The organism is Alitiscatomonas sp., from assembly GCF_037242085.1.
In the GTDB taxonomy this organism is placed as follows: Bacteria; Bacillota; Clostridia; order Lachnospirales; family Lachnospiraceae; genus Alitiscatomonas; species Alitiscatomonas aceti.
The window spans coordinates 1-11808 of record NZ_JAXXBR010000058.1 but is presented as its reverse complement, the minus strand read 5'-3'; the positions used below and the strand labels follow the sequence as shown (position 1 = coordinate 11808).

The window sequence follows — 11808 nt, the reverse complement described above, 5'->3', positions numbered from 1 at the left end:
GCCAGGTTTTCGTCGTATTCCATGCAGCTCCCCTTATCGGGACACAGGGGCAGGATCACTGCCTCCGAAAGCCTGGAAAGGGTCAGGTTCCTGGCAAACTGGCTCCGGTACTCCGCCTCCAGTACCTGGAGCAGATCCCGGGAGTTTTCGATGCAGCACACGGAGAACTCATAGAGAGCTTCCCGGCTGCAGCCGGAAAGCCTGGGGGCCGCGTAGGGAAGGATCATGTTCACCGACGGCTGGAGCCCCGCCACCTTCATATCCCGCCGGCGCACGGTATCGCCGCCGATAAAGGGATATAAGGTGGATTCCACGAACCACTGGCGCAGATTGGGCATGGAATAAATGCTCTCCACCGGCAGGTGGAAGGTCTCCATCAGATCCCGGCCATAGCCGGAGATCACTCCCACCACCACCTTTTTCACAGGGATCCCGGCCTTTTTGAGGCTTGGGGCCAGGGCCTGCAGCCGGTCGGCTTTATGGACCAGATCATCCACCAGGATCACCGGCCGGTCAAAGGACCTGATGGTCTTGATCTGGCTCTCCAGAGGCGAATAGTACGGGAATGCCTCGATGGCATAGGAATCCAGCTCCGGCTCGTAGACCTTATCGGTGTGGAGAGTCTTGGTGACTGTGTTGGGCACTACCTTGCCCCTTAAGATCTTACCAAACGGCACGCACATGTTCTCTCCCAGACGCCTGGGTGTCAGCGGCTCTCCCGGCACGCCGTTTAAGGCTGTGATCCGGTCTACCATCCGGTGGTGCATGACGCCGGAGGATAAGGACAGCACCAGGTTCCCTGGGTACAGCTTCGTCATGGCCGTCTGGAGCTTTTTATGGTTTCTCTCAATGGCCGACAAAACGGCCGGGCTGCTGCCAAAGGGCTCTTTCAGGGTGGTCTCCAGATTGTGGAGGAGCATCAGAGGCTCATGCATATCCACCATGTAAATGACCCGCTTCTCCCCCTCTTCCAACAGCTCCGGACGCACAAAGCCCTGGCGCTCCAGAGCAAAAGCAGCCTCCTTGGAGACAGTCCCCCGTTCTGCGGCAAAAATGGCAAAGCTGCAGTTTTTCTCCAGGGCCTGGGTAATGACCTCCGCCAGCAAAAGCTGGGCCGGATCCCGGATGGCCTCGCCGTCATGGATCTCCCTCTCCCTGGCGTGGATCCCGGTGATGTAAAGCACCTCCCGGCTGGTCCTCCGCCTTACGGCGTTGGCCAGCTCCATGCTCTTTAAAACACCAAACAGCTCCTCAGACCGCAGCTCCCGGAAGCTTACAAAGCCCACGGGACGGTCGCCCTCCGCTGCATTTTTAAGGATCAGCAGCTGGTCTTTTTCGTATCCGATCCTGGATAATACCGCCTCCGCCTCCGGATTCCGGTAAAGGACCGTATTGCCCAGATGGTCCAGCACCTCCCAGCCAGGCTGACCCTGGTTTTCAAAGGAAATGGCCTTGGCCCGCACAATGGGCTTATATTCCGGCTCCCGCAGATACAGACCCTTGTGGTAGATGTACTCCTGGACCACTGGATCGATGAGGCTGGAGATATCCCTGTGCTTGTCGATATTTTCCCGGATCCTGGTGGAGCTGATGTCCTCCAGGCTCTTGGGCAGCTCCAGCTCCTCCACCTTTCCAGTGATGCACTCGTAGATCTCTCCCGGCCTGGCGTCCCCGGCCCGGCGGAAGATCAGATGATTGAAGCCATGGATAGAGTTTTCCTCCGGCTCCTTTTTATAGGAGCTGGCGTTATGGACCACGTCGGAGCCCGCCACGATATAAACCTCCTGCTCCGCAAAGATCTCCCGCAGCCGCTTAAGATCCGCCGGATTGGCGATATTGATGGGGATATCGTCGGGGAACAGATGGACATAAAACTCATCGGCCATGGACATATTGACGATCTGCCTGCGCACCAGATGGGGCTGGGTCTTTTTAGACCAGGAAAATTCGTCAATGGCCAGGAATACCGTATAGCCCAGCTCCCGGATCCGCCTGGCGATCTCCTTGTGGGACAGAGTGAACGGGTCAAAGGTGCCCGGGAAGAACGCCACCTTGCTGCGGCCCTTTAAGACCACGTCCCCGGTGTAAAGCTGGTACCGGGACATGAACCGGCTGATATGGGCCAGGGCAGCTGCCCGGTAATAAAGGCTCAGCTCCCCGCCCTTGTTCTCATTTAATAAAAACAGAAGCTTTTTGGAGCAAAGGGAAAACAGGTCGTTTTTATCCCGCTCGGACATCTTCTCTGAGCCGAATACATGCTGGCCGATGACCAGCATGGCCTCCTGGCGCACCTGCTCCCGGTAGTTGGCCAGACAGCTTAGGATCAGCCCAAGGAGTCTCGTCCGCCGGTCCAGGGATACCTGCTCCGGCTCCCGGAACCTGGATGGGTAACGGGAATAGCACTCTAAAAGCACGCCCAGGGTGTCCAGGGCCACGGATACGATCTGTTCATTTCCATTGGCCAGAAGCAGATGGAGCCGTTCGATCAGATCGTCCAGCTGCTCCGGCGGAAGCCACAGGGCAAATTCGCCCAGATACTCAGGGATATACTTGGAGAACTCATACTCTCCCACCTCCAGACCCTTTAAAAGCTCCACGGCGATCTCGTTGGCCTGGTCTGTGGACAGCAGGTGCCCCAGCCGCAGCAGGGCCTTTCCTGCGTCATGGCGCACGCCTACATGCTCGCTGACCTTGATGAGGTTGGACAGATGGGCGCAGATATGGAGGATGTGCTCCCGCCTTCCATGATCTACCTGGTCGGCCAGCAGCTTGATATTTATGGCCTTTAAGATCCAGGGCGTCACAGACTTCAGATTCTCCAGGAAAATGTCGCTGACCACGTCGCTGCCGTACAGGATCTCCCGCTGGGCCTTTGTATCCAGACGGAGGTTCGTAAGGATCCGGTACTGTAAAAACACCATGGTGATGCTGCCGGTATCCATTTCCGTCACTGCCTTTTCCACCCGCCCATAGCAGGCGTTTTCCCTGGTGACCACGCTGGTGAGCACCTTTAATGCCCGGACTGCGGCCACCCGCACCCGGTCGTCCTCATGGTCCATGTTATCCACGGCAAAATCCGCCAGGCAGTCCAGGCGGCCGCTTCTGGCGCAGAGCTCGGCCGGCATGGAAAATACAGCGTCCAGAAGGGCGAATCTGGCGTCCTCATCCAGCTCATGGCTTCCATCGAACCACCGGTAAAAAATGGTCAGCATTTCCTCCCGCACCCGGTCATCGCTGTGCTCGATCCCTGAAAGCAGCACGTATTTTAAGGAATTCTGGATCCGCCGCTTCTGCTGGAGAGTCAGACGATAATCGGGGCAGATGAGCTTTTCCATATACGTTTCCCAGAGGGTACGGGCCTGCCGGTCGTCCTGGTCCGCCATATCGGCGGGGATCTCCTTCCTGTATCCTGCGTTGAAATTGGCGAACATCTTTCCGATCAGGGCGGCCGCCTGCCTGCGGATATCTCCCTCCCGGTTTAAAAGAAGCTCATACAGAAAGCTTATGGTCTGTTCCTTCTGTTTATGATCCAGATGGATGGAATATTCATTAAAAATATTCAGATAGGCCCGCACATTCTTCCAGTCCTTTTCGCTGCGGGCCGCCTCCAGGATATTTCCAAACTGCCGCTCTGAACCCAGCCGGTGCATAACGTCGATGTTGTGCTCGATGGCAAAATACAGAAAAGAGGTAACCACCTGGCTGCTGTTCTGGATGGCGATATCCGGACGTTTTTCCGGCTTCGGCGGATTTCCGGAAAGCTCCGTATCGGCCCCCAGAGAGCGCATATACCGCTCAAACTCATAAAGCCTGGAATAAACGGCCCGGTAACGGTTCCTCTTGGCCTCGTCCACATTGTCCAGCTTGGACAGGATCACATCATAGGAATCCTTCAGGCTGTATATCTTCGTGATCTCTTTCCCGCTTTCATCCCGCATCTGCTTAACGCGGAAATCCGCATAGATCAGGACCAGGGACTCCACAGTGATATTGTCCAGCTCCAGATCCCAGGTGGAGTGATTGGCCGCGATATGGCCGATGCCCTCCATCTTATAGGCCATGAACCACTGGTTGGTATAGTAATAGTGAAGGTAAGGGACCCGTTCATTGGGCTTGCAGCCAAATTTCCCCAGATCATGGCCGGCAGCGGCTCCCGAGGATAAAGCCAGGTCGATGGGGACCCCCGCCTTTTTCAGCCCTCTGGCCACGGTCATGGCCACATGATGGACTCCCGCAATATGGCTCAGCGTCTCAAAGGGCGTAGCCTCCCGGTTTAAGCGCATCATCTCATAAATATACTGATCCCGGAATTCCCGCACAAACCGGCCGTATTCTCCAGCCCGGTCACAGCTCTGGTACTCCTCTTCCCCCAGCAGGGCAAAATCATTGAAGGGATCGAAGGGGACCGCCTTTCTCTCCTCATCAAAGAAGAACTGGAGCACGTTCAGGTAAACATACGCGCCCCTGGCATAGGACGCCGCCTTTTCGGAAAACTCCGGATCCGGATACAGGATATGAGTGGAAAATTTATAGGTAAAGGAGATCCAGCCCTCCTCCGGCTCCCCGGACAGGGCCCAAAGCTCTGGGTGGCACAGCTCCAGGATCTGTTTACAGGAAAGCCGCTCCCGGATGGGGAACAGGCTCTCAAGGGCCTCCTCCCACTTATCTCTTACAAATATCTCCTGCATGGTACGGCGGCTGATCCCGGCCTTTCTCAAAAAATCCCGGTCTGACAGCCGCGCGGCCAGCTCGGTGACCAGATGGCGGATATGTTTCGTTCCCATGGCCTCACCTCTTTTTCTTCATACTTTCTTATAGTATAATGACAGAAACGATTGTTTTCAAGAAAAAACCTCTTGACATTTCCTTATATTTGTATATAATAATGGTAACAATTATTATTATTAATGATTGTCATCCCGATGCGGGAGGAATATTTAAGGAAGGAGAGACAGGTATGAAGACGCTTAAGTACAGCCGTCAGAGAGAATCCATAAAAAACTGTCTGATGAACCGTACTGACCATCCCACTGCCGACGCCCTTTACCTTTCCATCCGCGAGGAATTTCCAAATATCAGCCTGGGAACGGTTTACAGGAACTTAAAGCTCTTGTCAGAGCTGGGCGAAATAGCGAGATTTTCCTGCGGGGACGGTTCTGAACACTTTGATTATGTGACAGAACCCCACTACCATTTTGTGTGTAAGACCTGCGGGGCTATCATCGATCTTCCCCAGAGCCTGGTGCACAAAACGGAGGAGCTTATGACAGGGCCGGCGCCCGGACGGGTAGACTCCCACACCATTTTCTTTTACGGAGAATGCAGTGAATGTCAACAAAAAATAAAAATTATCTGTTGACAAAAGGTATCAAATATGCTATATTGATATCAGTAACAATTACTATTATCGAAATTAAAAAAATCAAATCATAAAGGAGAAAACACTATGAAGAAATGGGTTTGCACAGTTTGCGGTTATGTTCATGAAGGCGAGACAGCTCCGGAGAAATGTCCGGTATGTAATGCACCGGCTTCCAAGTTCCAGGAGCAGGCAGGCGCTATGAGCTGGGCAGCAGAGCACGTTGTAGGCGTAGCTCAGGGCTCCAGCGAAGATATCATGGCTGACTTAAGAGCAAACTACGAGGGCGAGTGCAAAGAGGTTGGTATGTACCTGGCTATGGCAAGAGTTGCTCACAGAGAGGGATATCCGGAGATCGGCCTTTACTGGGAGAAGGCAGCTTACGAAGAGGCTGAGCACGCAGCTAAGTTTGCAGAGCTTCTGGGTGAGGTTCTTACAGACAGCACCAAGAAGAACCTGGAGATGAGAGTTGAGGCTGAGAACGGCGCAACAGCTGGTAAGTTCGACCTGGCTAAGAGAGCAAAAGCAGCTAACCTTGACGCGATCCATGACACAGTTCATGAGATGGCAAGAGACGAAGCTCGTCACGGCAAGGCTTTCCAGGGTCTCTTAGAGAGATACTTCGGCTAATTATTACAGATAATTAAGGGGGTATCGCAAAATCATCAAATTAGATGATTGAGCGATACCCTCGCTCTATACATAGAAAAATCCGGAAGAAATCCTTTTCATTTGGAACTTCTTCCGGATTTTTGGCATACTTTAAATATTTCTTCCTGTATTTGTTCCACCCCTAGTTTTCAGAGCCAAAATAGAGCCAGTTGGAATCACTATCTGCGCGCCTTCAGCTTCTTCAATATCGCTATAACATCTGGTTGCGTTGGAGTAAATTTAATGCCGCGTTTCAACATCCCCATAACTTTTCTCGCTTTTCGCTCAATCTCTCTGGCGGTATGCTCACTGGTCAGCATCAAATGATTTCCGGCAATCGTATATTCCCGTTCTATGTATTCTTCTGTTATCGGGAACATATCCTGTATCAGAAATGCGCTTTCCCGGCTATCGTCCAGCTTAACGATATGGAGAATATCACAAGGTTTCCCACCTTATTTCCTTTAAGATACGGATCTGGCATATTTTCAAAAAATTTATCTTTGATAGTATAAAATCCTGTTTTCCTCATTATGGAAAAAGTCCCTCGCCTTGCGGCGAAGGACTATACTTTCAACCCGACCATTTATATACCACATATCGGTCAGTGGTAAACTTCCTTTGTACCTGCATTCTAGCAAGTGCAAAAAGGAAAGTCAATAGGGCTCCCTATAAAACAATAACAGATTTAATTGAATAATTAACCATTCTAGTCTTACTTCCTAATCGCTCTCATTATGCAGCAATCCCTTTTTCCGTTCTTTTAAATTTCTTCCAACTGGAATTCCGCCTGCAGCGCCCTTAACATCTGCGCTTCCCGGCGGTGGCAGGTAAAAATGATCATCTGGCCGTCGTAGGCCGCTGAAAGCCACTTAAGCGCAGTCCGCAGCCGGTCGTCATCATAAAGCGTAAAGCTGTCGTCAAAGATCAGCGGGAAGGGCTCGCCATCCCCCTGAAGAAGCCTGGCAGCCGCCAGCCGCAGAGCCAGATACACCTGGTCCATGGCCCCGCTGCTGATGCTCTCCAGCGGCACCAGTCTGCTCTTTGTATTCAGAAATACGTTTAAATTTTCATCAATGCTCATGCTGTCATAGATCCCGCCTGTGATCCCGGATACCAGCCTGGACGCCTCTTTATTCAGATACAGGCCAAAGGAATCCCGGATGGATGAGGACAGCTCCGTCATGGTCTCCTGGGCCATCTCGATGGCCAGGATCTCTTCCCGGACCCGGTCGTTTTCCGCCAGCACCCGTTTTAAGGCCGCGGCCCTGGTCCGGCAGGCGCCAAGATGCTCCAGCTTCTTTTCCAGCTCCCACTGGGTCCTCTGCTGCTTTTCGATCATCTCGCTGCAGTTATTCTGTTTCTCCTGGAGAGAGCTGATATCTTCTGTATATTTATCCAGCGCATGCTCAGACTGGTCCAGCATATCACAAAGCTTTGAAAACTCTGCCATACGGCCATAAAACGCATCCATGGCCTCCGAGGATACGGTTCCGTCTCCCAGATGCCGGGCCAGAAGCTCCGAAAGCTGCGCCCGGGCCTCTTCCATTTTTCTGTCAAAGCGCTTTCCCCGGGCCGTCAGCACCATCGCCAGGACCAGGCCCATTATGGCCCCTCCTCCCCCGGCAATGACAAACGGCAGGAAACGGGAAAGATCTGTGATCCCCAGATATCCGGCCAGAAGGGCGCCGCAGACTGCCAGGAGCATCCCCGCTCCCGCCAAAAGCTTCCGGGACCGTTTTTTACACTCGCGCTCCGCAGTGCAGAAGCTGTCATACAGGGATCTGGCCTTTTCCTCACAGGCCGCCACCGATGACCGGTCTGTAAACTGGCCGTCCGCCAGCACCTGGCGGCTTTTTTTCACCTTTTCAGCCAGAGCTGCCCTCTCCGCCTGGGTATTTTCAATGATCCCCTTTACCTGGGAACGTGTTCTCTGGTAAACAGCCAGCTGGTTTTCATACTGGGGGGAGGAGATCTCCGCATCCACCGCCCGGATCTCCGCCAGCAGCGCCGTATACTCCCTGGATGCATCCGGGACCAGATTGGCCTCCAGGCTCCGCTTCTGGTTTTTCAAAAACGCCGTTGCCTTCGTTATGTTCAGCGATATATTCCCAGTGGTGTTCATGTTGGCGATATAGTTCTTCAGCTCGCCCACCATACCGTCCTCAGTGGCGCTTTTTAACTGGCTGATGCTGATGGTGTTATTATACGTCGTTTCATTGAGGCCTCCCAGGATCCGGTCCATCAGGGCACGGGTGGGCTCCTCCTCCCGTCCCTGGGTCTCGTTGATGATCCTCAGATACCGGTCGTCCTTGCGGAATCTCCTCTCAATGCGGTAGACCACGCCCCCCTGCTCCAGACGCAGCCAGCCCTCGTAGGTCCCACTGTTCTCCCATGGCTCGTACTTAGAATACAGATCATTTCTGGCAGCGCGCCCACGGCCCCGTTCCATTCCAAAGAGCATTCCCCGGATAAAGGTATGAAGCGTGGACTTTCCCGCCTCATTGCGGCCATAGATCACATTGATCCCGTCTGAAAAGGAGATGGTCCGGTCATGGATCTTTCCGAATCCGTTGATATGCAGTTCCAGCAGCTTCATGTTCCCTAACTCCTTTCATCCTTTGTCATCAAAAGCGCATGGATCCCATAATACAGGGCCTTTTTCTCCACCGGGCTCATATTTTCCTTCATTAACGCCTGGATATAAAATCCGATCATATCACTGGGATGGTCGGCAAACAGCGCGTGAAAATCGTACTGGGGCTCCGTTTCATCCAGGATCTCGCTGATATTCCACTGCCCTGCCAGAAGCTCCGGATCAAATTCCGTGTCCGGGTCCCGCATGCCCCGGATCCGGAAGCGGTAAATATTGGATGCGCCGCGCTTTTTGATCTCGTCCGCAATGAGCTGGGACAACTCGGCGTTGGTGGTGGCCGGGGTCACACTGACTACCAATGGGATATACTGGGCCTGGGCGGCAGACTTGAATTTCAGAGAGGTCACATGGCCGGTGGCGTCGTCGATCTCTCCTGTCAGATAGCCGTGAGGGCCGGTCTCCGTAAGGTCCAGAGGCTCCGGGGAACCTGGATACGCCATCCGGTTTTCCAGAAGCACCGCAGGCTTATGGATATGGCCCAGGGCGATATAAGAAAACGGCAGCGCCGCCAAAGCGTTTTTATCAAAGGGCAGGTGCTTCGCATCTCCTCCATGGAGCATCAGGATCCTGGTCCGTCGGGAAGCAGATACAGAAAATCCCGCAGTCCTGTCTTCTGTGATCTCCGTCGTATGGTAGCTGAAGCCGTAAACCTCCGTGTTCAGATCCTCAAAATATACGGAGGTCATGGTCTCGTCCATCAGAAACGTCACATTGGGGCACCAGGAAAAGCTCAGAAGGGCAGAGCTTTTGCGAATCCGGTCATGATTTCCGGCGATGATCACCACCCGGGTCCCCGGGATCGTGGAAAACAGGTAATTGACCTCCTTCAGATCCCTGGCCAGCGGCTGGCGGTGGAACAGATCTCCCGAGATCAGAAGAAGATCCGCACGGCTGTCCCTGGCATCCTCAATGATGGCCTGGAAGGTGAGGCGGATAGCCTGCTCCCTCTTTTTCCCCCAGGGCCGGTCGCTGTCAGGCACCATCCCCCAGTGGATGTCTGCAGTGTGAATAAATTTCATGGCTGAATCCCCCAATTACCGAATAGAGACGAAAGGAGCGCAGCAGTCATCTGCGCGCTCCCAGTCACTCGTATTTTTTACAGATCACAGTTATTTACAGTACGCGGGAACGGAACCACATCGCGGATATTGCCCATTCCTGTCAGATACATCACGCAGCGCTCGAAGCCAAGGCCAAAGCCGGAATGGCGTACAGAACCGTATTTACGCAGATCCAGATAGAAGCCATAATCCTCTTCCCTTAAGCCCAGCTCCTTCATTCTTCCCAGAAGCTTGTCGTAGCTGTCCTCTCTCTGGCTTCCTCCGATGATCTCTCCGATTCCCGGAACCAGGCAGTCCATGGCTGCAACCGTCTTTCCGTCCTCGTTTAGCTTCATATAGAACGCCTTGATCTCCTTTGGATAGTCCGTAACGAACACCGGCTTCTTAAAGATCTCCTCTGTCAGATAGCGCTCATGCTCCGTCTGGAGATCGCAGCCCCAGAATACTTTATAATCGAATTTATCGTTATGCTCCTCCAGAAGCTTGATGGCCTCCGTATAGGTCACATGACCAAATTCAGAATTTAATACATGGTTTAACCGGTCTAAGAGTCCCTTATCCACAAACTGGTTGAAGAAATTCATCTCCGCCGGGGCATTCTCCAGAACGTACCGGATCACATACTTTAACATTCCTTCAGCCACGGCCATATTGTCGTTGAGATCTGCAAAGGCCATCTCCGGCTCGATCATCCAGAACTCAGCTGCGTGGCGGGTAGTGTTGGAGTTCTCAGCGCGGAAGGTGGGTCCAAAGGTATAAACGTTGCGGAAGGCCATGGCATAGGTCTCTGCATTTAACTGGCCGCTTACGGTCAGGTTGGTGGGCTTTCCAAAGAAATCCTGGGAGAAGTCCACAGTTCCGTCATCCTTCTTCGGCACGTTGGCCAGATCCATGGTCGTCACCTGGAACATCTCTCCGGCGCCCTCGCAGTCACTTCCGGTGATCAGCGGCGTATGGACGTAAACAAAGCCCTGCTCCTGGAAATATTTATGGATCGCATAGGCGATCAGGGAACGGACACGGAACACCGCCTGGAACGTATTGGTCCTGGGGCGCAGATGGGAAATGGTCCGTAAATACTCAAAGCTGTGGCGTTTTTTCTGCAGCGGGTAGTCGGCATTGGAAACGCCCTCCACCAGCACCTGATCCGCCTGGATCTCAAAGGGCTGCTTTGCCTCCGGCGTCGCCACCAGGGTTCCCTTTACGATAATAGCCGCGCCTACGTTTAATTTGGAAACCTCCGCAAAGTTTTCCATTGTATCGTGGTAAACGATCTGAAGGGTATCAAAGCACGTTCCATCATTTAATACGATGAAGCCGAATGCTTTCGAGTCGCGGATGCTGCGGATCCAGCCGCCCACCTGGACCTCTTTGTCCAGATATTTTTCACGGTCGCTAAAAAGCTCCTTAACAGTAGTCAGTTCCATTTTTCTTTCTCCTCAATTCTGTTTCTATAAATAAAAACCAGTTTATGACAGTATATCGTATTTTCAGCGGAGATTCAAGGGGAAGGTGGGAGAATCCTCCGGGAATCATCCTTGTATTTTCACAGCCGTTTTAGTAGAATAGGAAGGAAACCGAAAGACAGCATATGAAATCACATGCTCAAAAGCAAAGGGGCTGGTATCCATGGAGTTATATAACAAGCCAGTACAGGCAGCAGACAGCGGATCCTCTGAGGCGTATTCTGACCAGGGGACGGGGGAGCGTTCTGGCTGCCCCTCCAGCCAGGGGCTGGATGAGCTCAGCCAGCAGCTGGCACATATCAACTGCCGGTTCGAGGACCAGAGCGATGACCTCAGCGGAATCACGGATGATATTTTAAAATTGCAGCAGGTATTAAACGCTGTGTGTGAATCCCATGAGAAAAGCAGAGTTTAAATACAAGGCGCGTACAGTGTCGTTGTTGTTTTCAAAATAGTATATATATTATATACAGCAAAATCGATTAAACAGCAGTCTGCCTCTCACGCCATTTTTTGGACTTATTTCTTAATTTTTTATTAATTTCTGTATTCTCCTATACTTCCGATAATTTCTCTTATAAGAAGTATAATGTTCCTCGTAATGCAATTAGGAAT

The 11808-nt window shown here is 52.6% G+C and carries 7 protein-coding genes; 3 read left to right on the top strand and 4 right to left on the bottom strand.

What is annotated here, in order from left to right; all coding sequences use genetic code 11:
- On the bottom strand, nucleotides 1–4784 hold a 4784-nt coding region (locus tag WIH05_RS04405), incomplete at its 3' end, for a cytidyltransferase-related domain protein (RefSeq protein WP_337425037.1).
- A gap of 173 nt (nucleotides 4785–4957) precedes the next feature.
- Between WIH05_RS04405 and WIH05_RS04400 the strand changes: the two genes are divergently transcribed.
- Together WIH05_RS04400 and WIH05_RS04395 are read left to right on the top strand one after the other, a co-directional pair.
- Nucleotides 4958–5359 carry a transcriptional repressor gene (locus WIH05_RS04400; RefSeq protein WP_022273137.1) on the top strand — a complete coding sequence of 134 codons (402 nt, stop codon included), beginning with the start codon at nucleotides 4958–4960 and terminating at the stop codon, nucleotides 5357–5359.
- 87 nt (nucleotides 5360–5446) lie between these two features.
- On the top strand, nucleotides 5447–5989 hold the full coding sequence (locus tag WIH05_RS04395) for an NADH peroxidase (protein WP_022273138.1): 543 nt from the start codon (nucleotides 5447–5449) through the stop codon (nucleotides 5987–5989).
- A gap of 784 nt (nucleotides 5990–6773) precedes the next feature.
- On the opposite strand, the gene WIH05_RS04390 is transcribed toward WIH05_RS04395, so the two are convergent.
- The 3 genes from WIH05_RS04390 to asnS form a co-directional block, all read right to left on the bottom strand.
- Nucleotides 6774–8609, bottom strand: a complete 1836-nt coding sequence (locus WIH05_RS04390) for an AAA family ATPase (protein ID WP_337425036.1) — start codon at nucleotides 8607–8609, stop codon at nucleotides 6774–6776.
- A 5-nt stretch (nucleotides 8610–8614) separates the two neighbouring features.
- Complete coding sequence (locus tag WIH05_RS04385) at nucleotides 8615–9685, bottom strand: exonuclease SbcCD subunit D (RefSeq protein WP_022273140.1); 1071 nt, start codon at nucleotides 9683–9685, stop codon at nucleotides 8615–8617.
- Between the two features lie 77 nt (nucleotides 9686–9762).
- Nucleotides 9763–11154, bottom strand: a complete 1392-nt coding sequence (asnS, locus tag WIH05_RS04380; protein ID WP_022273141.1) for an asparagine--tRNA ligase — start codon at nucleotides 11152–11154, stop codon at nucleotides 9763–9765.
- Between the two features lie 202 nt (nucleotides 11155–11356).
- On the opposite strand from asnS, the gene WIH05_RS04375 reads away from it, so the two are divergent.
- Nucleotides 11357–11608 (top strand): hypothetical protein, encoded by a 252-nt coding sequence (locus WIH05_RS04375; protein ID WP_337425035.1) that lies wholly within the window; start codon nucleotides 11357–11359, stop codon nucleotides 11606–11608.
- The last annotated feature ends 200 nt before the right edge of the window (nucleotides 11609–11808 follow it).